Origin of the sequence: Haloferax sp. Atlit-6N (assembly GCF_003383195.1) — an archaeon.
GTDB lineage: Archaea > Halobacteriota > Halobacteria > Halobacteriales > Haloferacaceae > Haloferax > Haloferax gibbonsii.
In genome coordinates, this window is record NZ_QEQJ01000004.1 from 20,928 (window position 1) to 44,619 (window position 23,692).

16 protein-coding genes and 1 pseudogene are annotated in these 23,692 nt (G+C 58.6%); 6 read left to right on the forward strand and 11 right to left on the reverse strand.

What is annotated here, in order from left to right:
- Window positions 1-108: 108 nt before the first annotated feature.
- A complete protein-coding gene (locus DEQ92_RS14180; protein ID WP_233516874.1) occupies window positions 109-2,382 on the reverse strand; it encodes a BGTF surface domain-containing protein in 2,274 nt (757 codons plus the stop codon).
- Between the two features lie 595 nt (window positions 2,383-2,977).
- Here DEQ92_RS14180 and DEQ92_RS14185 point away from each other — a divergent pair.
- From DEQ92_RS14185 to DEQ92_RS14195, 3 genes are read left to right on the forward strand one after another with little or no spacing between them, the layout of a single operon-like run.
- On the forward strand, window positions 2,978-4,561 hold the full coding sequence (locus DEQ92_RS14185; RefSeq protein WP_115821042.1) for a COG1361 S-layer family protein: 1,584 nt from the start codon (window positions 2,978-2,980) through the stop codon (window positions 4,559-4,561).
- A 7-nt stretch (window positions 4,562-4,568) separates the two neighbouring features.
- Window positions 4,569-7,067: an RND family transporter gene (locus DEQ92_RS14190; RefSeq protein WP_115821043.1), complete on the forward strand. Its 2,499-nt coding sequence runs from the start codon at window positions 4,569-4,571 to the stop codon at window positions 7,065-7,067.
- Window positions 7,048-7,818, forward strand: a complete 771-nt coding sequence (locus tag DEQ92_RS14195; RefSeq protein WP_115821044.1) for a TrmB family transcriptional regulator — start codon at window positions 7,048-7,050, stop codon at window positions 7,816-7,818. Before DEQ92_RS14190 ends, DEQ92_RS14195 begins: the two co-directional genes overlap by 20 nt.
- A gap of 341 nt (window positions 7,819-8,159) precedes the next feature.
- Here the strand turns inward: DEQ92_RS14195 and DEQ92_RS14200 are convergent, their stop codons facing one another.
- From DEQ92_RS14200 to DEQ92_RS14210, 3 genes and pseudogenes are all read right to left on the reverse strand, one after another.
- On the reverse strand, window positions 8,160-8,717 hold the full coding sequence (locus tag DEQ92_RS14200; RefSeq protein ID WP_158547631.1) for a TetR/AcrR family transcriptional regulator: 558 nt from the start codon (window positions 8,715-8,717) through the stop codon (window positions 8,160-8,162).
- Between the two features lie 967 nt (window positions 8,718-9,684).
- A pseudogene (locus tag DEQ92_RS24115) lies at window positions 9,685-9,791 on the reverse strand (RNA-guided endonuclease TnpB family protein); the annotation flags it as partial.
- A 114-nt stretch (window positions 9,792-9,905) separates the two neighbouring features.
- Window positions 9,906-11,243, reverse strand: a complete 1,338-nt coding sequence (locus tag DEQ92_RS14210; RefSeq protein WP_115821046.1) for a hypothetical protein — start codon at window positions 11,241-11,243, stop codon at window positions 9,906-9,908.
- 306 nt (window positions 11,244-11,549) lie between these two features.
- Between DEQ92_RS14210 and DEQ92_RS14215 the strand changes: the two genes are divergently transcribed.
- Window positions 11,550-12,179, forward strand: a complete 630-nt coding sequence (locus DEQ92_RS14215) for a hypothetical protein (RefSeq protein ID WP_233516875.1) — start codon at window positions 11,550-11,552, stop codon at window positions 12,177-12,179.
- A gap of 898 nt (window positions 12,180-13,077) precedes the next feature.
- On the opposite strand, the gene DEQ92_RS14220 is transcribed toward DEQ92_RS14215, so the two are convergent.
- The 3 genes from DEQ92_RS14220 to DEQ92_RS14230 form a co-directional block, all read right to left on the reverse strand.
- Window positions 13,078-13,251 carry a galactonate dehydratase gene (locus DEQ92_RS14220; RefSeq protein ID WP_115821047.1) on the reverse strand — a complete coding sequence of 58 codons (174 nt, stop codon included), beginning with the start codon at window positions 13,249-13,251 and terminating at the stop codon, window positions 13,078-13,080.
- Window positions 13,252-13,282: 31 nt separating this feature from the next.
- A complete protein-coding gene (locus tag DEQ92_RS14225; RefSeq protein ID WP_115821048.1) occupies window positions 13,283-14,602 on the reverse strand; it encodes an aspartate aminotransferase family protein in 1,320 nt (439 codons plus the stop codon).
- A 246-nt stretch (window positions 14,603-14,848) separates the two neighbouring features.
- A complete protein-coding gene (locus tag DEQ92_RS14230) occupies window positions 14,849-15,652 on the reverse strand; it encodes an IclR family transcriptional regulator (RefSeq protein WP_008096093.1) in 804 nt (267 codons plus the stop codon).
- A 373-nt stretch (window positions 15,653-16,025) separates the two neighbouring features.
- On the opposite strand from DEQ92_RS14230, the gene nhaC reads away from it, so the two are divergent.
- Window positions 16,026-17,495: a Na+/H+ antiporter NhaC gene (gene nhaC / locus DEQ92_RS14235; RefSeq protein ID WP_115821049.1), complete on the forward strand. Its 1,470-nt coding sequence runs from the start codon at window positions 16,026-16,028 to the stop codon at window positions 17,493-17,495.
- A gap of 13 nt (window positions 17,496-17,508) precedes the next feature.
- Here the strand turns inward: nhaC and DEQ92_RS14240 are convergent, their stop codons facing one another.
- The 4 genes from DEQ92_RS14240 to DEQ92_RS14255 form a co-directional block, all read right to left on the reverse strand.
- Window positions 17,509-18,744: an ABC transporter substrate-binding protein gene (locus tag DEQ92_RS14240; RefSeq protein ID WP_115821050.1), complete on the reverse strand. Its 1,236-nt coding sequence runs from the start codon at window positions 18,742-18,744 to the stop codon at window positions 17,509-17,511.
- A gap of 84 nt (window positions 18,745-18,828) precedes the next feature.
- Window positions 18,829-20,040, reverse strand: coding sequence for an ABC transporter substrate-binding protein (locus DEQ92_RS14245; protein WP_115821051.1), 1,212 nt, complete (start codon window positions 20,038-20,040; stop codon window positions 18,829-18,831).
- A 157-nt stretch (window positions 20,041-20,197) separates the two neighbouring features.
- Window positions 20,198-21,211 (reverse strand): NADP-dependent oxidoreductase, encoded by a 1,014-nt coding sequence (locus DEQ92_RS14250; protein ID WP_115821052.1) that lies wholly within the window; start codon window positions 21,209-21,211, stop codon window positions 20,198-20,200.
- Between the two features lie 126 nt (window positions 21,212-21,337).
- Window positions 21,338-22,021 carry a transcriptional regulator gene (locus DEQ92_RS14255; protein ID WP_008096103.1) on the reverse strand — a complete coding sequence of 228 codons (684 nt, stop codon included), beginning with the start codon at window positions 22,019-22,021 and terminating at the stop codon, window positions 21,338-21,340.
- Window positions 22,022-22,130: 109 nt separating this feature from the next.
- Between DEQ92_RS14255 and DEQ92_RS14260 the strand changes: the two genes are divergently transcribed.
- Complete coding sequence (locus tag DEQ92_RS14260; RefSeq protein WP_115821119.1) at window positions 22,131-23,570, forward strand: ATPase domain-containing protein; 1,440 nt, start codon at window positions 22,131-22,133, stop codon at window positions 23,568-23,570.
- The last annotated feature ends 122 nt before the right edge of the window (window positions 23,571-23,692 follow it).

Here is a 23,692-nt window from a genome sequence, read left to right on the forward strand (position 1 = left end):
TGCACGTCGGGATCTCACGTCCGAGACGTTCTGATAGTGATGTCACTCACTGGTCAGCGTCGAAAGAAAGGAAAAAAACGCCGGGAAACTCCCGGTCGTTAACTGTCGTTAGTTGTCGCGGCGGACCGCGAGGAGCGCAGCGGCGACGAGTGCGACGAGAGCAACAACAACACCGAAGCCAGGCGTGCTGGACTCGGTGGTCGTCTCTTCAGTCGGCTCGGCCGTCGTCGTCGCGGTCGTCGTCGTCTCAGTCGGCTCAGACGTCGTCGTCTCAGTCGGCTCAGACGTCGTCGTCTCAGTCGGCTCAGACGTCGTCGTCGTCTCCTCGACTTCCTCCACGAAGATACCGTCTTCGCTCACGAGTTCGCCGCTACCGCGGCGGATCGTGACGTCGAATTCGGTACCGATCTCGAATTCGGAGGTGTCGAAGTTCGCGACGATGGTCTGGTCATCCGTGACGTCGACCGTACGCGTCAGGAGGAAGGCCGAACCTTCGCTGTTGCGGAGACGGACGTTGACTTCCGTTCCGGGCGCGAGGTTCGTCGTGGACTCAACCGTCGCGTTGGAGGAGACAGCAACTTCGTACTGGTCGTCCTCGTTCAGCGAGAGGTCAGCTTCCTCTTCCTCGTTGGTGAAGGTGGTGCTGACAACTTCTTCCTCATCGTCGTCGAGGTACGGGAAGTTAGCAACGTTTTCGTCCTCGTCACCGACCTGGAACTCGACGTTGTAGTCGTCGTCGTCCTCGAGGCTGTCAGCGATAGACGAGCTGCGGGTGTCCACGACAACGAAGAACATGTCGGGGTACTCCTGCTCGTCCTGGTAGATCTGGGCGTTGCTCGAGCTCAGGACGACCTGGTCAGCGTCCGCGTTCGCTGCGGGGTCGGCCTGCTCGATCAGGAGGCGGATGTCCTCGCTGGAGAACTCAGCTTCGCCGCCACTGTACGTGACGAGCGTGCTCAGGTCGTCCTCGTCGATGACACCGGAGAGGCCGGAGGCCTCAACCTGGATGACAAGGCGGTCACCCTCGGCGATCGTGTTGGACTGAGAGACATCGTCGAGGAGCTCGTCGATGTCGTCGTACTCACCAGCACTGCCGCGCGGGGCAACCCACGTCTGAACAGAGGACGTGTTACGCTCGGTCAGTTCGAGCGTCGCAACGTCCTGTTCGTCAACGACGTTGTCCTCGTCGTCATCCGGAAGTTCCTCGTAGTCGAGGCTGGACGACGTACGGAGGTCGTAGTTACCCTCTTCGACAGGCGTGTCGAGTTGGGCGTCGATGTCAGGGTTGTAGTTGTTCGCAGTGTCTGCAGGGTTGGACGAGAAGCGGACGACACCGTCGTCGCCCATCTCGTCATCACCAAGGACCTCGAACGCGTCGGTCGGGCCGGCCGAGGCCGTCGCCGTCGCGTAGGTGTTGAACGTGAAGTTCACCATGCCGTCCTCGTCGTCGTCAACGAGGTGAACGGCTTCGAGGTAGTTGACGTCTTCACCGCCGACGAAGACGTAGGCCTCGTCGGTGTCGTCCATGTTGACGGAGAACTCGGAGACGTCACCGACGTTCTGCGTGTAGACGGACTGACCGAAGGAGACTTCGGTGTCCTTCTCAGTGACTTCGATCGTGGCGCTGTCGGAGGCCGTCGTGTCCGTCACTTCGATGTTGAACTCGTAGGAGCCAGCATCGATGTCTTCGGAGAAGTCAGCATCGATTTCGGTGTCGGTACCTGCGCTGACGTAGACGGAGTCGTCGTCAGGGTTGGAAGCAACGACATCGTCACCGAAGATGGATTCGAGGTCGTCAACGTCCAGACCATCCGCAGAGATCTCAGCGAGGTAGTCGCCGCGACCCGAGTCAAAGACGAGGGTCTCGGAGTCGTCCTGGCTGACCGTGTTGGAGTCCCAAGTCGTGTTCAGCGTCTGAACAGCAACTTCGAACTTGACGTCGTTGGTACCGTCAGTGACGATGTAGTCGCCTTCGAGGTTGTCCGTGTCGACCTGGACGTAGTTCGTCCCGCCGATGCTGCGAGCCGTAACCTCGCTCACGAAGCTGCTCTGCTCGTTGTCCGTATCGTAGTTCTCAACCGAGCGGAGCTGGAGGTTACTCCCGGTCACACCGCTAATGTCGACGTGAGCGGTCTCACCCTGGAAGGTGATACCGTTGTTCGTCACAGTGTTCGTCGCGAGCGCGACGGTGACCGTTTCGGAGGAGCCGTCACTCGAGGAGACATCGTACGTGACAGAAGTGGTGCCAGTGCTGACGTCCTCAGCGCTAATTTCAGAGGAGTCCGCAACGACCGTCACCGTGATACCTTCGGTCACGGACGAGCCTTCGTTGTTCTCGAGTTCGACGGTGATGACGTTGTCGTCGACGTCAACGTTCGTCACGTTGATACCATCGTCCGCACTGGTTTCAACACCAGCACCGAGGATGGTGACGTCGTCATCAATGTCAGCTGCGTCGATAGTGATCGTTTCGGCACTATCGCTATCGATCGTTTCGTCAAAGGTCACGTCGTGCGTGACCGTGTCCTGCGATGCGGTCAGGTCGGTCGCAGATGCGTTATTAGCAACTGCGGCTACCGATCCGACTCCCGCACCGGCGAAAACCGACATGACGAGCAGAGTCGCCATGAGCAGGGAACGGAGCTTATAGTTTGTGTCGCTCATAGTTTGTGTGTTGCAGTCGACAGCACTATCTTTCGACCTCGCAGCGGGAACCGCTGAGAGCGAATACTCAGTAGTGCCGTCATGGGTAGGGGTGCATTAGATACGTTATTCGTTTTTGGTAAATACTTTGTGTTAAAGTGTGTGATGTGGCAACAGACGTTTCTAAAGAGTGAATCACTAGCATACTTCCTGAACACGTCCGGCCGCGCAAACTGGCTAAACTAGCGGATAATTCGGAGCTGTTTACAACATTTTATATTGACTCCCTCAATAGAGGGTATTGTAGAATCCTACAACATCCTCGCAACTACTCATGAATAAGAAACAACTCTTCGCACTCCTTCTCGTCGGCTTACTCGTCACGCCGACTGTGGCAACAGCTGCTGTTCGCGGCTCTCCAGAGCTATCAGTTATCGTCCCGGACAATTCCTTCGCACCTGGTGAACAGGCGAACCTCCAACTGCAGATCCAGAACACGGGCAACGTAGAAGTCGGCTCGTCAAACGCACAACTCATTAGCCAAGTGACGACCGCTCGGGGGGTGACTGCTGAAATCGACACGGAGAAATCCCCGATTTCGACGAATATCAATAAAGTCGCGCTCGGGAGTATCCCTGATGGGTCGGCCGCGACCGCCGAGGTACAACTCACGATTCCCGACCGAGTCCCAGAGGGAACGTACAAGATCCCGATCACGGTGAACTACCAGTACACCTACCAGATCTCAGAGACGACACAGGCGTACAGCAACCGCGAGACTTCGGAAACGTTTATGGTTGAGATCCGAGTCGAGGATCGCCCGCGCTTCCGCGTGCTTAACACGAGTAGTGACGTGCTCGTCGGCGGCGACGGCGAGGTATCGATGCAGATGGTGAACATCGGGTCGGAACCGGCAACGGACGCGACAGTCTCTCTTGAGTCGTCCAGCCCTGACTTGGTGTTCGGCCAATCATCGACTGCAACCCGATTTATCGGTGAGTGGGCGCCTGGTGAGGAAAAAACGGTTACGTTCGATACTGCAGCGACGGCAGATGCGTCAACGAGTTCCTATGCACTGACAGCGAACGTTGCGTATGAAGACGTTGATGGGGTCCCGTCACAGTCGAACAAACTCTCCGTTGGAGTCACACCATTACCTGAGCAGTCGTTCGACCTCTCAGCTGTCGAGACGGACCTTCGAGTTGGTGCTGAGGGACGGGTTTCTGGGACTGTCACAAACTTGGGCCCAGAAACGGCGAACGATGCTGTGTTGGTGTTCCAGAGTAGCTCCCCCAACTACAATGTCCAAGAGACGGAGTACGCCCTCGGATCGCTTGAACCGAACGAATCGAGTGACTTCCGCTTCGATATCGACGTGAGTGAGTCCGCTGACCCTGGCAGCCGCCAACTCTCGTACTACGTTTCATACCAGAACGGAGACGGTGACGACCGCAAGAGTAAGACACTGAACACGCGAGCCGAGATTGCCGAGCAGCGGGATGAGTTCACCTTATCGACGAGCGACGCAACGGTCGACATCGGCTCGAGTGGGATCGTGACCGTCGAGCTCACGAACAATGGTGATGAGACACTCACAAATATCAACGCCAAAGCGTACGCGAGCGATCCGCTGTCGCTATCTGACGACGAAGCGTTTATTGAATCGTTAGAACCCGGCGAGTCAACTGAGATCAAATTCCAGACCTCCGTCGCTGGGAGTGCACTGGAAAAAGACTACCCACTGTCGGTCGATTTCCAATATGAACGACCTAACGGGGATACTGAGATCTCACAATCCTACAAATTCCCAGTAACAGCAGCCTCGCCTGATGGCGGCAGCGGACTGTCACTGCCGATCATTGGGATCGGAGCTCTGCTCGTGATTGGCGGGGCAGTCGTGATTTACCGCCGTCGGTGAGCTACTCATGGTAGACTACCAGACGTATATCGACACAATCGACGACTGGATCGTGAATCGGTCTCGTCGTGTCATCATCTCTTTCTTGGTGTTGACGTTGGTCTTCACCGCCGGTCTTGGTGGGATCTCGACTGACTCCGGGACGGAGCAGTTTACCAACGATATTCCGGCACAGGAAGCGCTTGATGACATTAATGACGATTTCAGGGCGGACGCGTTTGCCACTGGGAGTGGCAGTACGCAGCTCATTCAAACTGCACCGAACGTCCTCTCAAAAGAAGAGCAGCTCCGTATGCTGCGCGCGCAGTACCGTCTTGAACAACACAGCGAAATGCGGGTCGCGTCGACAACGGCTGTCGCGAGAGCTGTTGCCCAAACACTTGACCCAAGTGCAACGACGCTAGAGGCTCAAGTCAACGCGATGGAGCAGGCCTCCAACAGCGAGGTTCGTGCCGCAACTAGGACGGCGCTCCAGCGAAACCCCGCCTTACAATCCTCACTCAGTAAGGATTTGAACGTCCAGTCGGTGAGCGCAACGGCAACGATCGGGGTTGTTCAACATAACCTCGGGACAGAGGCCAGTTCAACGGCTGGCACAAGTGGCTCGAGCCCGCTGACGCCGATCCAACTGCAGGCAAAAGAGATCGTCTCCAGCGTTGGTGGCGATATCCGTGTCTTCGGGAGCGGCATCGTCTCCGCTGAGTTCGGCAACGTGATCGGTGATTCGTTACTCCTCGTGGTGCCGGCAGCAGTCCTTCTCATCGTGGGGTTCCTCGTCATCTCGTACCGGGACCCCTTCGACTTGTTCCTCGGGATTGTTTCGCTGACGATGGCGATTATCTGGACATTCGGCTTCATGGGGCTTGCAGGAATTCCCTTCACACAGATGCTGATCGCCGTCCCGCCATTGTTGTTAGCTGTCGGGATTGACTTCGGCATCCACGCGATTAACAGATACCGCGAAGAGCGGGTTGAGGGACATGGCGTCGTCAACTCGATGCGGACGGCAACTGACCAGCTCCTCGTCGCGTTCGCGATAGTGACTGGCACTACCGTGATTGGGTTTGCAGCGAACATAACAAGCGACCTCCCACCAATTCAGGACTTCGGACTGGTCGCAGCAATCGGGATCATCTTCACGTTCCTGATTTTCGGGATCTTCCTTCCGGCTGCAAAAGTGTCGCTGGACAACTTCCGAGAGGCCCACTCGATACCAATGTTTGCGCAGAATCCGATTGGCTCCGAGGACTCAATCCTCGGCAAGATCCTTCCGGTCGGGGTAAAGATCGGACAGGCGGCTCCAGCAATCTTCCTTGCCCTCGTGCTGATCTCAACTGTCTGGGTCGGCAACTACGGGCTTGGTGTCGAGTCCAGCTTCAGCCAAGAAGACTTCCTTCCACCGGAGGATACCCCGGGGTATCTGGAGAACTTGCCAGAGCCGTTTGCCCCCGGAACGTACACCGTCACGGGTAACATCAACTATCTCGAAGACAACTTCGAGAGTGGACAGGGTGATTCAGTCACCATCTACGTCCAAGGGCCGTTGTACAAAGATACAGCATTAGAAGGGATTGCCGCAGCAGGAGAGAACCCACCAGAGTCATTCGTCACTGACGGCCAAAGTGCCGAAGAAACGAGTATCATTACAGTGATCGACGAGTATGCAGCAGAATCACCGGAGTTCGCTGCACTTGTTGCCCGCAATGACATCAATGACAACGGAATCCCGGATGACAATCTTCGGACGATCTACGACGAGCTGTTAAGCTCGCCGTACGGTGATCGTGCCCGGCAGTACATCACCTCTGACTACCGGAGTGCTCAGGTCGTATACACTGTTGAGAGTGATGCAAAGCAGGCTGCCATAACGAATGACGCGACAGCGATTGCAGACCGCTACCGCTTCACAGCGACCGCAACTGGAAGTATTGTCGTGTTAAAAGCGGTGTCGGACGTGATCGCAAATTCCGCGCTGGTCAGCATGGCACTCGCCCTTGCACTCACCGGTGCGTTCCTCATCCTCGCGTATCACGTACTTGAACGGAAAGGGTCGTTGGGAATCGTCAACCTCGTACCCATTGCGGTGACTATCGCGCTCATTGCCGGGACAATGCGGTACTACGGGATCCCATTCAATGCGCTTACGGGAACGATTCTGTCGATTGCGATCGGGTTGGGTGTGGACTACTCCGCACACACTGTTCATCGCTTTGCCGAGGAATACCGAGAGCACGACGGCGACGTGTTTGTCGCATTGAACCGGACGGTCCGTGGGACTGGCGGTGCGCTCACTATGAGTATGCTGACGACCGTGACAGGGATCGGTGTGCTCGTGATTGCCATCACGCCTGTACTCGGGCAGTTCGGACTGCTGACGGGTGTGAGCATTCTGTACTCATACCTGACATCGTTGATCGTTTTGCCCCCTGCACTCGTTCTCTGGGATCGCTATCTCCAACCATCACCTGCAAACCAATCCATCGAGCATGACAGCAAATCCATCTGATGTCACGGCGTCGCTCGAGTGGTTTGGGCTCTCAAGTTACGAAGCTCAAATCATCGTCGCGCTTCAAAAGCTTGGCCTCGGAACTGCAAAGGAGATTGCTGAGGTAACAGCCGTCCCACAATCACAGGTGTACGGCGCTGCAGGTTCGCTCGAAAAACGCGGGCTCATCGAGGTTGAACGGTCGAACCCCAAACGATATCGATCGATTGAGGTGGAGCAGGTGCTCGACCACCTCGAAACGGAGTACTATCAGCACCGAGCCGATGTCGCGGAGGGGTTAAAGATGATCCGTGAGCAGTTTAAAGACGAGCGATCGGAATCTCAAGAGCATGTCTGGACCGTTACCGGCTCAGCTGCGGTCCTTTCACGTATCACGACACTACTCAACGATGCAACCGACTCACTGATTATCGGTCTTGAATCAGCCTCACCTATCGCAGATGACATCGTCAATCAGCTCCACGGACTTGATAACGGCACAATCGATATCACGGTCATCACGACCGACGAGTCGATTTCGGATTCTGTTCGTGAGATTGCGACCGTCTATCAGCCGCCACTCGATCCAGAGCTTGAGGCGAGCAGTGCAATGTCCGGACATGTCCTCGTTGTTGATGACACGGCGATTCTGGTGAGTGCCTGTACGAGCGACAGTGAGATCGCGATTTGGAGTGCTGAAACAGAGTTTGCGAACGTATTGATCGATATGAGTAAGGCTCGGCTTGAGACGTTCTTTCCCGGTCTGACCTAGCCGGCAGGGTTCAATTCTGTCGCCGTTTTTGTTGCATCCCTGTCGCTGCTTGGCTCATATTGCAAGCAGAAAACAAACCAATGATAGCCTCGTTCCCGAGGCTAACCTACCCAGGGTGAACTACTGTCCCATCGGTTTGTTTGCACTAACAAGTTCGCGTCGGGCACTATCGCCATCATGTACCGAGTACATTGCGGTCTCGGTCTACCCATTTGATGACGTGTCATAGTGCGACTGGATACAGCCAGCCAACTGATACTGGTGCTGCCACCTCATATATACCTTTGGTGTCGGCCCATAATCGACAAAAGATAGACAAGAATCACAAGGGAGCTATACGCCTACTCTGTCGTGAGACGCCGCTGAAGCTCAGCTTCTAGCGCCGTCGCCGTATCGTCATCATGCAGCAACTGACTTTCGAGACGCTGTATCAGTACTCCGGCGAAGACTGCGACACGTTGCTCTGACAGTGATGGGCAGACCGTGTGGAGCTGCGCTCGAATAATCGCCGAGAGCCGATTCGCATGGACTCGATACTCATCACGCAAGAACCCCTGTGAACGAAGATCGAAAAGGACGGTGTAGAAATCCCTACTCGCATTGTCTGTTATCGAAAGCAGCTCAGTAACATCCCGAAGTCCAAACTCTGCCGTGGTCTGGTGGCGATGGTCGAGTTCGCATTCGAGTTGCGTGAGCATTGCATCAGCGAGTGCGACGAAGAGCGTATTCTTATCGTCGAAGTGGTAGTAAATGAGTCCAGTCGATTGTTGCTGTTCTTTGCCAATATCGCTAATGGCGACTGCCGAATAGCTGGCTTTGCGGAGGGCTCGAAAGGCACCTGAGAGGATCTCTTGTTTCGTCTGAGAATACGAGGAGGATGAGAGATCGAACTGAATCACGATTCGAAGATAACGCACAAGCCCACATAGAACTACGGTCCATTCGGGCGCTAGTGATGAGGCGACTAAGTATCTCAACAAAAAATGAGTCAGGACGGACGCAAACGGGGCACAGCACCCACAGCGTGGCCGAATATCGATACCTGAGCCCTCGCGGTAGCGAGTCTCGAGTCTACGACGGGAGTTCGGATGCGACTGACGCTGATGTGGACGTCTTGTTGCTCCACGGGGGCTTGGTCACCGTCACGTTTTCCCGAGCAGTAATGGTGTATCGATAGGAGAGGCTCTCGTTGCTGGTCGTCGCGTTCCAATCATACGCCACGATCCGACCGTCACGATCGACAGTTAACTGTCCAGTGAGATTAGTTGTGGGCGGTACGGTCATCGTTGCGTTTCGCGACCGGTTCAACCCACGTATATCGTATTGATACGCTTGGTGACCGTTGTGCGTGACGACACCGGCACCCGTATAGTTCGCCAAGCGGTACGTCTGAGACAGCGCTGGGAGCGCAACCTGTTGACGGACTTGGGCCACCGTGATGTTGAGACGCTGAACCGTTGTGTTCGCTCCCGTGACAATCTGACGAGATGCAGATCCGTTGTGGACGTACAGCTTGACTATCCCTTGGGGGGCGGTATACCTGACACGGGCCTCGTTTGTCGAGTTATTTATCGCAATAGTGCCGACAGCCGAGCCTCGTGTGAAGGAAACTCGGTAGCTCTCATCTGCGAGTTCCTGATAGTGAGAATTAATGGCGGAGCCATTGAGTGGGACTGACTCCTGACTGTATCCATCCGCAAGTGTTGGCGAGTGAGTTGTACTGTTGGTCGGTGGCATCGCACTACAGCCTGCAATGACGAGCAGACCAATCACAGCAACAAGCGCAACTCGATTCGTTGAGCGTGCCATCTGGTTAGCGTGGTATCATTAGCGGCGTCGCATATAGCTTGGGTGAACTAGCCCATCCTATCGCTCGCCTACCGGCTCGCGCTTGAGGGTGGGGCTTCCTGCTTCCACGACGCGTTTGTAGATACCGAATCGGTATCCACAGGGAGCGCAGTCTCCACAGGCGTTAACGAGAGCGGTGCTCTCGTTCGCACACAAGAGCTACGCTCTTGTGAACGCTGTACCCCTCCCTACTCACTCGCTACGCTCGCTCGCTGAGGAAGGGGCCTTAGCGCCTCAATTCAGGTAAGAGATATCCGAGGGGACACGCCCAGAGAGGCAGTTTCCGTTGTCTCCGTCGACTCCGTTGACTGCTCTTCTTGCACAATTTCCGGCGTGTCGGTCGGAGTAGTCTGCACGATGACGGCAGCGTTCCCCTTAATCACGGTGATCGTATATCCCGCGCTCGGAGAGAGCATCCAGAGTGTTCCGTCAGCGCCCGTGCGGCCAAGGTACTGGCTCTCTCGCCCAGTAGCAACCCCGACGGTAACGTTTGCGTCAACTGGCGTCTCGGTGTCCGATTCGTTTAGTTGAATCCGGACCGGCCCCCCAGGGTATGAACGGAAAACGGTCAACTGAAGCCCATCTTTGACCCTGGTCACCCGTTGGGGGTACGTTATCGTCTCCAGCGGCCGCCGTTGCGTCTCCTTAAACACCTTTCTGCTTCCAGTATCAACGTATGCCGCAAGTTCTCCTCGATCGTGGTTGACATTGACAACATAACTCGAGCCAGCACCGATAATGTCTGCATTCGTGTCGACAGTTCCGTTCTCAAGGAGTGAGGGGTAGTTCTCGCCAACAAGCATCAGCAACCCTTCAACCTCATTTGCGGTCAACCCATTGGCATCACGAGCCCGTAGGTCCAGACGGTATGCTTCTCGGAGATACGTCTGATTCGCAATTGTTGTCATGACGATGGCACTCTGGCTTGTTCGGATCGAGAACTGAGACGGGTCTGCACGACCAGTTAACACCGCCTGTGCATGTTCGCGAACTGGACTCGTCAGCGTGTTTAGGTCGCTTTTAATTGATGCGAGTCTCGTCGCCCCAAGTGAAAAGTCCTCAGTTCGATCAGCGGCATCAGAGAGCGCTTGCCGCCGTTGTTCAAGGGCGTGTGCCTCTGCATTGATCTCTGTGAACCGAATGAGGAGTTCTCGTGCAGACAGGTCACCTTCATTGTGCGCAACAATGGCTTCCTGTTGGGCACCCTGAAGGACGATCACACGCTGCTCGATTTTCGTCATCTCTCCGAGGATGTATTGTTTGCGCGTACTCACATCGGATGTTGAGTTGATACGGTTGATGATAGCTCGTGTCTTGACCTCTGCGCCGACCGCACTACTACTAAACCCAAGTGACGGCCCGAGATCAACGTGGTGTGTCGTAATCGACGAGCTGATCTCTTGGCGGGCGGGGAGATCCAACACGCGGATAGTGTCGTTCGATTGAACTTGTTCCGTTGTCTGGGCAACAGGTGCTTGTTGGAAACCCCGGTCGGCTGTCTCCACCCCAGGGGTCATCACTCCTAATACGGGAGAGGCGAGCAAGATGACCGCGAAGATGATTGGGAGGGACCTCATTAAGCCCTGATTCACATTCCTGATACAAAAATCAACGCTTCATCTGTAGCGAGTAGCTGAACGTGGCAGTTGCTACCGGAGAGTAGAACCCAAAACATTCAATTCGGTTGCTCGACCAGTATTGACTGCGCAGTTTTGCTTAACTGCGTGTCATTGAAGCACACGAGCAACCACTCTCGGGGGCTCGGTGCTTTTCAGAAACTACTTGCTCTCGGTTGTTTCACGGCCCCGGGACGTCCTATTCATATTGTTATACAGCAACTTCTGCAACGTTATTGTCCAGTTATGAGAGATAATCTGTTCAGTATGAACTTCATACTCAATAGTACTGTCGTGGTAGCACTGAGTATGAACCGACGACAACTGCTTAGTGGAATCGGCACCGGCGTTGTATTGCTGTCCGGCTGTCTCGGGATGAACATCCCTGGCAGCGAACAAGCCTCGCAACCAGTCGAAACAGGCACGACCGATGCACCAGTGAGACCATCGACCACATCTGATCCAGCGACAACGCCCGAGCCCACGCCTGAACCAACTCCCGAACCCACCCCAGAGCCCCTCGAAAACCGAATCACGTTTACGCCAAAGGACGCAGACCCCGACGTTGTAGGGACGCTACTACTTGCAAGTGATGTGCCGGGTGTCGTTGTGAAATCCGAGTTCGACTTTGTGACGACCTGGCAGGATTACGGCTACCTTGCTGAAGATGGAACGACGTATAAGGTGGGTCTGTCTGTTAAAAAAGACTCACGGGCAGCGATGGGTCATCTCCACGTGGCAGCGATTCTGTTTGACGCTGAGGATAACGCAATCGCACGTGCCGCAGATTGGAGCAATAACATGACCCCCAACAAGAAATCGAGTGTCTACTTAGAGTTCCCCGATGTGGACGTGGCGCAAGCACACTACTTCGAAGTCTCACTACTCAAACCCTGATTTCGGACCCACCTCGTCGACCGTTCGTAGCATCCGGTGGTGCGTCCGAATTGTTTCCCATTCGCGTCAACCCGGTGTGCGGTGAGTTACATCCGCGAGCGTAGATAGACAAGAATATCATCTACCAGTTCGAAAAATAGTATATTTAATTGATACATTTCCAAAATAGATAGGTGGGGGCCCAAGTATGATGAAAAAGCAACATCAAATAAAGAGATAGGCAACATATTCTACTGTATCTTGGAATACTATTATTGAATCCGTGAAAATTGACGCTCTTCTACGATACAGATAGTAACAGTAATCTGATTATATTTAAATCATATTAGAAGTTATACATGAAATTCTTCGAACTGACCCTCAGACGAGTACGTGTGATTAACGTCCGCTGGGATTCCTATGCGCACGATAATATTATCGGCTGCATAGCGATCGACCGCGAAAACGAACTGGACTGGTTGTCGTTCCATCTCACGGGCGGACCTTGACCTGGTGCTGTTGTGCTAGGAAGCTGAGAACGGCGTCAATCGGCGGTGCTAGTCCGTCTGTTCGGTCACGCCGTCACAGGCACAGAGTTGCAGCGCATTTCGAAGGTGGAAATCTTTCTCGACGGGATCGTCTGTTTCGAGCGCTTTGTGCAGATGGACTTTCGTCTGCTCGACGAACGACGACGGTTCACTCATCGCCCCGGGTGCGTATCTCGCCACGAGTCGTTCGGAGGCCACGCACGGTCCAGTCCACGTGCGGTTCAGGTTGTTGCAACATGCCAGTAATGTTGCCTAGCTAACCATATTCTCAAAAGTGTTTCTAGACGATTGCTGTCCCTGTAGCCGTGTCTTAGTGGGTTTCGATACGAATGTGGATAGCCAGGTCCACAAGCAATCAATCGACACCCCACTCACCACTCGGCGAGTCGGCCGTCGTCGTGGTGCCAGACGGGATTGTACCAGTTGACCTCGCCGCGAGAGCGCTCGCGGACGTACGCCTCGTCCACGTCGATACCCAGTCCCGGGTCGGTCGGCCGTTTGACGAAACCGTCGGCGAAGTGGAACTGGTGGGGGACGACGGACACGTCGACCGCGAGCGTCCGCCACCCACTTGCATCACGCTCGCGGCGTGCTGACGACGCTGTCGAGGGCGGCTTCGAAGCACTCGAGTGCCAGGTCGAGTTCCCGGTCGGTCACGTCGAGCGGCGGCAGGAATCGAAGCGACCGCTTACCGCAGCCGAGCGTGAGAAGCCCCTCGGACAGCGCGGCCTTGAGAACCGCGTCGCGACGGTCCTTGGTGTCGAATTCGACGGCAGTCATCAGCCCGAGACCACGCACGTCGGTGAGACAGGGGGTCCGCTCGGCGAGCCGCGAGAGAGCTGCACGGAGCTTCGTACCCTTCTCCGTGGCGTTCGCCATGAGGTCCTGTTCCTGAATGACGTCGAGCGTCAGCGTCCCCTGAATCGACGCGAGGATGTCGCCCGCACCCCACGTCGATGACAGTCGCGCTTCGGTGTCCGGGAACAGTTCTTCGTTCGCCACCGTCGCGCCGACGCGAAGCGCCTTCGCACTGGTGATGACGTCCGGTTCGAGGTCGTAGTGGTCCGAGGCCCACAGCTCGCCGGTCCGACCCACGCCGGACTGAATCTCGTCGGCGATGACGGGGATGTCGTGTTCGTCGCAGATGGCCTGCACCTCGCGCATGAATTCCTCGCTCGGGACGTGATAGCCACCTTCGCCCTGAACGGGTTCGAGGATGAGAAACGCGACCTGGTCGGCGGGGAGGTGACCGTGGGTGTCGTCGAGTTTGTCGCGCAGCGTCTCGAGACCCGCCATCGAGTACGGTACGTCGTGGATGCCGCTCACTTCGGGGAACGTGCGACGGTGGACGGACTTCGAGCGGTTGAGCGACAGCGCACCGAGCGTGCGGCCGTGGAACGCCCCGTCGAAGGTGATGCCGTACTTCGGAGTCTCGCAAGCGTCGTAACAGATTTTGATGGCGTTTTCGACCGCCTCGGCCCCGGAGTTCGACAGGAACACCGTGTCGAGATCGTAGTGGTCGGTGAGGTCGGTCAGGCGGTCCATGAGGTGGGCCGGTCCGGGCAGCGACGCCGTCTCGGGCGACCCACCGGTGCTCACGTAGAAGTCCTGGCCCGCGATTTTCATCGGGTCGACGAGGTCGAGGTCGTCGAGGCGGGACTGCAGTTCGGGGTTGTTGTAGCCGAGCGGGGCGGCCGCGACGTGGCTCGTGAAGTCCAGCAACACGTTGCCGTCGGGGTCGGTACAGAACGGACCGACGGCGTCCTTGGTGATGTCCCACACGAACTCGTAGACGTACGTGCTCGTCGCGGCGGTTGAGTGGTGATACTCGACCCACTCTGAGGCCTTCGGTCCCGGGAGCGACGTGACGATCGGCTCGACTGAGTCTCGATCCATACGAACACCCTGATGGACAATGTAACATAAATCTACCTAGAAAGATGAGTAACGACCTCAAAATCATCACTCAGCAACCAATCGTCTGATTCTTTGAGAGAGTAGTTTGGTAATAACGAACTATCTCGGCGCGTGCGAACGCGTCGCAGGTCGCGAATCGGCGGCGGTTCGCGCCGAGGGAGCCCCTCGTGAAGAAACTCGCCACGCGCCGGCGTCACAGGGCGTTTGGCATCGTCAAAGTCCGGGTCATCGGGACGGGTCGAACGTGGTCGTTTCGAGGTTCACCTCGATGATGTTCGCCGCCTGCATCACGAGTTCGGGGATTTCCGACCGAAAGCGGTCCCCGGAGAGTCGGCTCGTCGGCGCAGTAACGCTGACCGCCCCGCAGACGTCGCCGTCGACGCCGCGAATCGGCGCGCCGATAGAGCGCATGCCGCGAAGTTCCTCTTCGTCGTTGACCGCGTAGCCTCGCTCGCGAATCCGCTCGAGTTCGTCGAACAGCCGGTCGGTGTCGGAGATGGTGTTGTCGGTCTGCTCGACGAGCCCCTGATCGTCGATGATGTCGCGGACGCGGTCGTCGTCGAAGTGGCCGAGCATCGCCTTCCCGGTCGCCGTACAATGGAGGTACTGCGGGGCCTCGCGCATCCGCAGGTGATAGTCCGTCGCGACCGCGTTGTCGCCGCGACTCTCGTAGATGGTCACCTCCTTGCCGCGGGAGACGACCGTCAGGTGGACGTACTCGCTGGTCTCGTCCGCGAGCTTGTCCACCTCGAGTTGTCCCGCGCGGTACAGCGGCGTCTCGTTGCGCACGGTTTCGCCCATCGTGACCAGTCGGAGGCCGAGGCGATAGCGGCCGTCGACCTTCGCCACGAATCCTTCTTCTTCGAGCGTCGCGAGATAGGTGTGGACGGTCCCCTTCGAGGCGTCGAGTTCGTCGCAGACGTCGCTGAACGTCGGGTCGGGCCGTCGCTGTATCGCGGCCAGAATCTCGCTCGCCGTCTGTACGGATTTGATTCGACGCGGGCCGTCCGCGGGGCGACTGTCGTCCATACGAACCCGGACTCGGTGGAGTGCCATTAGTTCTGTTATATCAAACTACGATTCGACTGATAACGCCGTTTGTCTGCTATCGACGCAATTGTGTTTGTCTTTCTCAAACATTACGCGCCAAAATCTCCAAATAAAAATTTATATGGGACATTCATGATTGTTCGAGTGGTATGGATTATCAACCATCTGGCCGCCGCCGGGACACGCCCGCGGTGGGCCGGGTGCGAGCGCGCACGTATCGGCTTCCAACGACGGTCGGTGAACGCGGACCAACGGTATGCGCCGACCGCGCCGCCCCGGTCTCGGGCGGACTCGTCGGCGGAACACCGACGAGTCGGGCGGGCGATAGACGGCGACCGGTGGAGGTGCCACGATGGGGTTAGCGTTCGAGCCCCGCCTGTACGAGGAACTCGACGCCGACGAGCGACCGTCGCTGCTCGAAGCGTTGGTCCCCGTCTTCGGGATGCTCGTCTTCCTCGGTGTCGGCATCGTCGTCTACGGCCTCGACCCGCAGTTCCCCCTGTTTTGGGGCATCACCTTCACCGGGCTGTTCAGTCGGTACTGGCTGGGCATCTCCTGGGCGGACCTCTACGACGGCATCACCGACAGCCTCCACATGGGGATTCAGGTTATCCTCATCATGTTCGTCGTCTACGCGCTCATCGCGACGTGGGTCGCCGCGGGGACGATTCCGAGCCTGATGTACTACGGCCTCGACCTGCTGACGCCGACGATATTCCTGCCCATCACGGCGGTGCTCGCGTCGATCGTCACGTTCGCAATCGGGTCGTCGTGGACGGCCGCCGGCACGCTCGGCGTCTCGTTTATCGGCATCGGCGCCGGACTGGGGATTCCAGCCCCGATGACCGCGGGTGCCATCCTCTCAGGAGCGTACATGGGCGACAAACAGTCGCCGCTTTCGGACACGACGAACCTCGCGGCCGCCGTCACGAACACCGACCTGTTCGACCACGTCAACGCCATGCGCGACAGTTCCCTCGTCGCGTTCGGCATCGCCGTCGTGCTGTACGCCGTCCTCGGCGTCCAAGCCTCCGGAAACATCCCGGTGGGACGCATCGCCGAGATTCAGGGCGCGCTCACCGGGTCGTACGCGATCTCGGTGCTCACCTTCGCCCCGCTCATCATCACGTTCGGTCTCGCGCTCTACGGCGTTCCCGCGTTGCCGGCGCTCGGCGCGGGCGTGTTCGCGGGCGCAATCACCTCGGTCGTGATGCAGGGAACCGCCTTCGGGGCCGTGTGGTCCATCGCGCAGTCGGGGACCTCGCCGTCGACCGGGATGGAACTCGTCGATGGCCTGCTGGCCAGCGGGGGTATGATCGGCGGCGCGTGGGTCGTCACCATCGCCATCGCAGCGCTGTCGCTCGGCGGGATGCTCGAACGCGCCGGCATCCTCGCCGTGCTTGCACACCACCTCGGCCGACTGAGCCGCGGTGTCGCGAGCCTGACCGGCGTGACCGCCGTCTCCGCGGTGTCGATGAACGTCCTCGCCGCCGAGCAGTACATCAGCATCGTCGTCCCGGGCATCACGCTCCGGAATCTCTACGAGGAACAGGGACTCCAAAGCGAGAACCTCTCGCGGGCCATCGAGTCCGCGGGGACGACCACGAGCGCGCTCATCCCGTGGAACAGTGGGGCGCTGTTCATGGCCGGTACGCTCGGCGTCGGGACCCTCGAGTACGCGCCGTACTACTTCTTCGGCCTGCTGTCGCCGCTCGTCTTGCTCCTCATGGGCGTGACCGGCTGGCAGATCACCTACCAATCTGGCGCGGCCCCCGATGACGCCGGCGACCGTCCCGGCTCGCCCTCGTCGACCGACGACTGACGAGGAACCGCCCCTACAGATTCTCGCCCGCGACGATTTCCTCGACTCGTCCGTGGTCGAACAACTGTTCGTCGGCCCCGAAGTCGGGGTAGTCGTCGCCGTCCTCGTAGGTCGGCCAGTCGCCGAACTGGTCGGGGTAGAGCTGTTTGGCGGTCATCTCGGTCTGGAACAGGTTCATGAGCGGGCCCTGCCACCGGGTCCCCTGCGGGTAGACGCGGTCGTTCTGGACGGCGGCCAGTTCGCGGCCGACCGGGTCGTCCCGGAGGTTCTGTTTCAGCCCGTCGAAGTCGACGGTTTCGGTGACCGTCCACAGCGTGAGAATCACGTCAGGGTCGGCCTCCAACAGCGCCTCCATATCGACCTCCTGGAACGGCCCCGTGAACTCCTCGTCGCCGAAGGCGTCGACCGCGCCGAGCGGCCGCGTGTGAGCGTTCCAGTAGCCGGGCGCGTTCAGGCGAAGGAGATAGATGCTCGAGAGGTCGGTCGAGAGAGAGAGGTACGCGGCGGTCGGGCGCTCGGAGTCGCCCGGAAGCCCGTCTTCGACGGTGGTGAGCTGGTCGTCGCGGACGGACTGCAGGGCCTCGTAGCGCTCGCGCTCGCCGTACAGCGACGCGACGCGGTCGAACAGCTCCCAGAGGTCGTAGTGCTCGTAGCCGTCGGCCCACTCCTCCGGGGGCGCGGAATTAAAATTGCTGTAGTAGTTGCCGAACCACGGGCCGATGTTGTCCGCGACCTCGTCGAGGTCGGCTTGGCTCCAGTTGTCCTGCGTGGACACCCACGCGGGGTCGACGAGGTGGAGGTCGCTGTCGAGTTCGTACAGCCGCTCCTTCGTGAAGCCGTACTCGCCCGCCGCGTCGGCCCACTCGATTTCGAAGTCGTCGAAGCCGGCGGTGAAGTACTCCAGGCCCGCGACGGTGCCGTCCCACCAGAGGTTGTTGACGGTGTCGCCCTGTCCGAGCGCGCTCGCCATGTCCGGAAACCACGGGAAGTGGGTGAACACGTTCGTCGGCGGCTCGTCCAGTGTGACCGTCCCGACCGGCGACAGTTCGGCCTCGTAGCTCGATTCGGGCGTCGCGGTCGTCGTCCCGGCGGTGTCCGTATCGGTCGCCTCCGTGTTGGTCGCCGTCGTCGACGTCGCATCGCCCGACTGACCGGCGCACCCTGCGAGGAGTCCCCCACCGAGAAGTGCGCCACCGTACTTCACGTAGTCTCTCCGCGTCGGACCCGCGTTCTCGTCCGTCTCGTTCATACGAATTAGGGCCACCTAAACCAATATAGGTGCTTCGAAGTTTAGGCGGGGCTAAAAATCATTGGCACGAGCTGAACAGTCGGCTTACGACACCTCTCCGGTGATGATGTCGGCGACGCGCTGGTGGTCGAACAGCTGTGCGTCCTCGTCGTGAAGGGTCTCGATGCCTTCCCACGCGCCGAACTGTTCGGGATAGAACTGCTTGGCCACGATTTCGGTCTGGATGAGGTTGATGATCGGCCCCTGATACGACGTGCCGCCGCGGTAGAGCCGGTCGTTTTGGACCGCGGTGAGCTGCTGGCCGAGTGGGTGGTCGCGAAGCTGCTCCATCCGTGCCTCGAACTCGCTGTGTGAGAGACTGGCGAAGCCGTACGGGAAGACCAGGACGTCCGGGTCGGCTTCGAGCAACTGCTCGTAGTCCCAACTCGCGTAACTCCCGTCGATGTGGGGACCGAACCCATCGACGATTCCGAGGTCTTGATACTGCTTTTTCCCGTTTCCGGCACCGATGGGGTACGCGTCGAGCGACCCGTCCGAGAAGTCGGAGAACGACGAAATGAGGCCGATTTCGGGGCGCTCGCGCTCCGGGGGAAGGTTCGCCTGGATGTCGGCGATGAACGTGTCGTGGACCGTCCGTATCCCCTCGTACCGCTCTCGTTCGTGGAATACGTCGGCGACCTTCTCGAACGCCTCGTACAGCGAGTAGTACTCGTAGTCGTGCCAGTCCTGGCCGTGCCGCCGGATGTAGTTGCCGACCACCGGGCCGACGTTCGACGCGATTTCGTCGAAGTCCGCGGCCGAAAAGCCGTCGTGTTTCAGGCTGACGAAGTGGGGGTCGAGCAGATGCACGTCGGCGTCGACTTCGTAGAACACCTCTTTGTCGAACGTCCCCGACGAGAGCTGACGAACGCCATCGAACGAGACGTCGACGCCGGGAAGCGTGTCGTAGAACTGCAGCGGCCACCCCTCGCGGTAGACGAGCGCCTCCAGCGAATCGAGTTTGCCGAGGGCGATGCCCATGTCGCCGTAGTTGCTGTAGTACGCCGTCCATGTCTCCGGAACGGCGTCGAACGCAACGTCGCCGGCGGGAGCCATCGTCACCGTGTACGACGTGTCTTCCGGCGTGGCCGTCTCGGTTGCCGTCGGTGTCGCGGTCTGCGTTGCGGTCTCAGTCTGCGTCGCGGTCGAGTCGCGCTGCGAGCAGCCGGCAAACAACCCGCCGCCGAGGACCGCCCCACCGTACTTCACGTAGTCTCGTCGCGTCGGACCTCCGCGTCCGTTGTCATCTGTTGGCATGCATTTTTAGGCTCGCCTAAACTAACATAATCACTTCGGTTCCGCGGTGTTGGCCGCCGCTGCTGTCGCGTCCCACCCAGCGCGGCCGCTCGAAGTGTGTTCGGCATCGCTTCTCAGTTTGGGGGTGTCGACACGGCGACGCCCGGTATTAGCCGAGTTAGGGTTCCGACACGCCGACGACCTGCTTGCCGATGTTGTCGCCGGAGAACAGGCCGAGGAACGCGTCGGGCGCGTTCTCCAGCCCGTCGACGACGGTCTCGCGGTGTTCGAGGTCGCCCGAGGTGACCCACGAGCCGAGCTGCTCGCTCGCCTGTTCGAACCGGGTCGCGTAGTCACCGACCAGCAGTCCCTGCACTTTCGCCCGCGGCGCGATGAGTTGCGGGAGCTTTCGCGGGCCGGTCGGCACGCCCTCGTCGTTGTAGTGGGCGATCTGTCCGCAGACGGCGACGCGGGCGTCGAGGTTCAGCTTCGTGAACACCGCGTCGGTGATGGGGCCGCCGACGTTGTCGAAGTAGACGTCGACGCCGTCGGGCGCGGCGTCGTCGAGCGCCGACCGGTAGTCGTCGACGTCCTTGTAGTTGATTGCGGCGTCGAAGCCGAGGTCGTCGGTGAGCCACGACACCTTCTCGTCGGAGCCCGCGAAGCCGACGACGCGACAGCCGTTGAACTTGGCAATCTGGCCGACGACGGAGCCGACCGCGCCGGCCGCGCCGGACACGACGACCGTCTCGCCGGGCGAGGGGTCGCCCACCTCGAGCAGGCCGAAGTACGCCGTCCGGCCGGGCATCCCGAGCACGCCGAGATAGGCGGGGAGGTCCGCGACCGAGGGGTCGACGGGCGCGACCTCGCTGGCGTCGAGGACGGTGTAGTCGGCCCACGTGCCGTTGCCGGTCACGAAGTCGCCGGCGTCGTACGCCTCGCTTTCGCTTTCGACGACTTCGCCGACGACGCCGCCCTGCAGCGGCTCGCCGACCGACCACGGGTCGGCATAAGACTCCGTGTCTCGCATCCGGCCGCGCATGTACGGGTCGACAGAGAGGTATCGCACGCGCACGAGGAGTTCCCCGTGTCGCGGGTCCGGGACCTCTCCCTCGCGGAGTTCGAAACTGTCCATGTCCGGTTCGCCCTCGGGGCGCTCGGCAAAAATCCACTCGCGGTTCGTCTCTCGCATACTCGAACACCAACCCCCGACGGTAACGACGGTGTTGCTTCCAGCAGCACCGTCCGGTTCGACGGGGCGGTGTTGGGTGGCGAGGAACTGTCTGTCGTTTTGCGCTGTCTGAGCGCGGAGCGGACGTCAATCGCCGTGTCCCGTCTGCAGAACCGTCGACTCGATCGTGTCCAGAAGGCCAGCGATATCGACATCTTGGTACGGTGCGAAACTGACGGAATACAAGGTTCCATCCGAGTCTTGGGCGATGAGTAATGCTTCCGGGTCGAAAAAGTACACCTGTGCCCAGCACTCTTTATTTGGGATATTCAGATCTAAATTAACCCGGCGGAACGCCAGTTCTCGGGCACCGTCTGTCAGTTCCTGTTCTGTGTACTCGGCGAGTGCGTCATCATCGGCGTACAAGAGTCTGGCTGCATCTCCATCGTACATGCCGACGAACCGGAGTTTGTCTCCGAGTCGGTGGGTTACTGTTTCGACGAGCCGGCTGCTTGTCTCAGTCGTCGGATCGGGGTCCTGCCACTCCACCTGTAGAATGTCCGTACGGAGATGCTCCCACGCCTCCTCACCGAAATCAGTCAGCCCGTAGTACCGTCCAACAGTTCGCTCTTCTGGCGCGTGGAGTTCCACAATGTCCTCCTCGCGTAACTCCGAAATCGCCCTGGAGAGATGTGACCGTTGGAGCGCCGTGTTTTCTGCGAGTTCGGTTGGGGTCGCAAGGGTAGCTCTCGCCAACCCCTTTAGCACGTGCTTTCGGTATTTGGAACTGAGGACGAACGAGCGTGCCGCTTCGATCCTGTCTCGTTCCATTATCTCATATACAGCGAGCCGGTGTTATAGGCCATGTGTTGGTATACTTTCACATGTGTACCAGTCCGGTACCAGAACGAATATACTCTGGTACACGGAGATAGAAACGATGGACAGCATCAGTTCAGGAATCCCCGGGTTGGATACGGTTCTTCATGGAGGGTTTGCCAGGGGAAGAATGTATCTGGTGAGAGGCGAGCCAGGTGCCGGAAAATCGCTGCTTGGTGCACATTTCCTCGAAGCCGGTCTCGAGGCGGGTGAATCGGTTGTCTATATGCACGGTGAAGAATCGAAAGCGAACGTCTTGCTGAATGCGAAGCAAGTCGATATCGACATTTCTGGGGCGCATTTTCTCGACCTCGGCCCGGAAACCGAGTTTTTCACCGAAGACCAATCGTACGATCTCGTCGAGCCGGGTGATGTACAGTCGGAACGACTCACCGAAGACATCATGCACGCGATCGAGGAGTACAATCCGTCACGCATACTCATCGATCCGATAACGCAGCTCAAGTATATCGAGACAGACCAGTACCAGTACCGTAAACGTCTCCTGTCGCTCATGCGGTATCTCCGTGACCGAGAGACGACAGTCGTCGGGACACTCACGACCAGAAGTGACGACAGCGGGAACTGGCCGGAGGACGCCGAGTCGCTGAGTGACGGACTGCTCAATCTCACAAATGGAGCTGCTGGACGCCGATTCGAAGTGAAGAAACACCGCGGGCTCGGTCAGGAGGCTGGGACACACGGACTTGAGATCCGCGCGCAGGGGCTCGAAGTGTATCCGCGGATCGCCCCCCAACAGCGAACAACGCCGTTCGACCCGAACGTCCTCACTTCGGGGAACGACAGTCTCGATGCACTGCTGGGGGGCGGTATCCGAGAGGGCTCTGTAACGTTCATTAGCGGCCCGAGCGGCGTCGGGAAGACGACGACTGGAACACAGTTCTTACACGGCGTTGCCAGCCAAGGCAAAACCACCCTCGGGTTCCTCTTCGAGGAGTCGACGGACCAGTTCAGCTACCGTGCTGAAAAACTCGGGACGCCTGTCGGAGACCTCGTCGATCGCGGGCTGTTGGAGCTACACGGTATCGAACCGCTCGTACGCTCGCCTGAAGAGTTCGCACAACTCGTGCTCGATGCCGTTGAACGACGGGATCCAGAGGTCGTGCTGATCGATGGCATTGCGGGCTACAAGATGTCGATTCGGGGTGATGACATGCAACTCGTCCGACGGCTTCACACACTCACACGGACGTTGAAGCAGCGAGATATTTCGGTCATCATCACAGACGAAGTTGGCAGAGTGACCGGGGTTGAGTCGCCGACGAGCGCAGGTGCCAGCTACCTGGCGGACAACGTCGTGTTTCTGTCGTACGTCGAGCAGGCAGGAGGGATGGAACGGATGATTGGCGTGCTGAAAAAGCGCCTCGGCGATTTCGATAACCAGTTTCACCGGTTCACGATCGAAGATGCACAGGGGCTGCAACTGCACGGGCCCTTTGAGACGGCCCCAGACATCACTCGCGGACTCTTCGACGAGTGAGCTGTCCCACGACTGTTTGGCGGTCTTAACTGATGTTTGAGACGAGACACGACGAGACGACGGTTCAGTTGCTCGTGAGTGGTGAACAAGACCAATCAGCAATCCGTGACCTGCTGTTGTCG

Excerpts from the sequence above, each read along its gene's own strand:
- DEQ92_RS14185 (WP_115821042.1), top strand. The coding sequence starts at position 2,978 with ATGAATAAGAAACAACTCTTCGCACTCCTTCTCGTCGGCTTACTCGTC.
- DEQ92_RS14190 (WP_115821043.1), top strand. The coding sequence starts at position 4,569 with ATGGTAGACTACCAGACGTATATCGACACAATCGACGACTGGATCGTG.
- DEQ92_RS14195 (WP_115821044.1), top strand. The coding sequence starts at position 7,048 with ATGACAGCAAATCCATCTGATGTCACGGCGTCGCTCGAGTGGTTTGGG.
- DEQ92_RS14210 (WP_115821046.1), bottom strand. The coding sequence starts at position 11,243 with ATGAGGTCCCTCCCAATCATCTTCGCGGTCATCTTGCTCGCCTCTCCC.
- DEQ92_RS14215 (WP_233516875.1), top strand. The coding sequence starts at position 11,550 with ATGAACTTCATACTCAATAGTACTGTCGTGGTAGCACTGAGTATGAAC.
- DEQ92_RS14225 (WP_115821048.1), bottom strand. The coding sequence starts at position 14,602 with ATGGATCGAGACTCAGTCGAGCCGATCGTCACGTCGCTCCCGGGACCG.
- DEQ92_RS14230 (WP_008096093.1), bottom strand. The coding sequence starts at position 15,652 with ATGGACGACAGTCGCCCCGCGGACGGCCCGCGTCGAATCAAATCCGTA.
- nhaC (WP_115821049.1), top strand. The coding sequence starts at position 16,026 with ATGGGGTTAGCGTTCGAGCCCCGCCTGTACGAGGAACTCGACGCCGAC.
- DEQ92_RS14240 (WP_115821050.1), bottom strand. The coding sequence starts at position 18,744 with ATGAACGAGACGGACGAGAACGCGGGTCCGACGCGGAGAGACTACGTG.
- DEQ92_RS14245 (WP_115821051.1), bottom strand. The coding sequence starts at position 20,040 with ATGCCAACAGATGACAACGGACGCGGAGGTCCGACGCGACGAGACTAC.
- DEQ92_RS14250 (WP_115821052.1), bottom strand. The coding sequence starts at position 21,211 with ATGCGAGAGACGAACCGCGAGTGGATTTTTGCCGAGCGCCCCGAGGGC.
- DEQ92_RS14255 (WP_008096103.1), bottom strand. The coding sequence starts at position 22,021 with ATGGAACGAGACAGGATCGAAGCGGCACGCTCGTTCGTCCTCAGTTCC.
- DEQ92_RS14260 (WP_115821119.1), top strand. The coding sequence starts at position 22,131 with ATGGACAGCATCAGTTCAGGAATCCCCGGGTTGGATACGGTTCTTCAT.